1 protein-coding gene is annotated in these 1,081 nt (G+C 72.7%); it reads left to right on the forward strand.

The window, feature by feature from the left end:
- Positions 1 to 856: 856 nt before the first annotated feature.
- On the forward strand, positions 857 to 1,081 hold a 225-nt coding region (locus ACGFIO_RS35740; RefSeq protein WP_392833560.1), incomplete at its 3' end, for a hypothetical protein.

A 1,081-nucleotide genomic window follows, 5' to 3' on the forward strand; every position in this document is an offset into this window, starting at 1 on the left:
CCGGAAGCTAAGCCTGCCAGCGCCGATGGTACTGCACTCGGGAGGGTGTGGGAGAGTAGGACGCCGCCGGACTAAACGTTGATCGAGGGTCACCCCGAGCCGGGGTGGCCCTCGATGCGTTTGTGGGGCGGTGTGACCGCCGCTGTGCGATCTGCCGGTGTGAACCGGCTGTAACTTGGAACGCTGAACAGTGGGAAGTTGATGGCGCCTGCCCGCAGGTGGTGTGCGCCGGATCGGAAGGATTGACCCGTGACGACAGGACCGCAGGACGGCGGCTCCCAGCGCGACGACGAAGGCCGGGACGGCCGCGGTCGCGACCGGGATGGTGACGCCTCCCCGCGTGGTGACCGGGGCAATCGTCCGGCCGGCGAGCGCGGCGGGTTCCGCAGCGACTCCCGTGGCGGCGACCGTGACCGTGGCGGCTACCAAGGGGGTGGCGCCCGCGGTGGCTATCGTGGCGGCGACTCCCGTGGCGGCGACTCCCGCGGCGGCGACTCCCGCGGCGGCGACTCCCGCGGCGGTTATCGGGGCCGGGACGACCGGGGTGGCGACCGTGACCGGGGCGGGTTCCGGGGGGACTCGCGTGGCGGTGACCGGGGCGGCTACCAGGGTGGTGGCTTCCGGGGGGACCGTGAGCGTGGCGGTCAGGATCGGGGCGGCTTCCGTGGCGGGGACGACCGTGGTGGATTCCGTGGCGGCGACCGTGACCGTGGCGGCCACCAGGGGCGCGGCGACCGTCCGCAAGGTGGCTTCCGTGGAGGCGACCGGGACCGGCGCGATGACCGCGGTGGGTACGACCGTCCGGGCAACCGGGGCGACCGCCCGCAGGGGGGCGGGTTCCGTGACCGTCCCTACGGTGGCGACCGGCCGCAGCGTCCCCAGGGTGGCTTCCAGGGCGACCGGGATCGGCGCGACGACTTCCGTCGTGACGACCGGCCGGGTGGTGATCGTGGTGGGTTCCGTGGTGGTGATCGGCCCACTGGTGATCGTGGTGGGTTCCGTGGTGGTGATCGGCCCACTGGTGATCGTGGTGGGTTCCGTGGTGGTGATCGGCCCACTGGTGATCGTGGTGGGTTCCGTG

This window comes from Actinoplanes sp. NPDC049265, from assembly GCF_043197135.1.
Classification (GTDB): Bacteria; Actinomycetota; Actinomycetes; order Mycobacteriales; family Micromonosporaceae; genus Actinoplanes.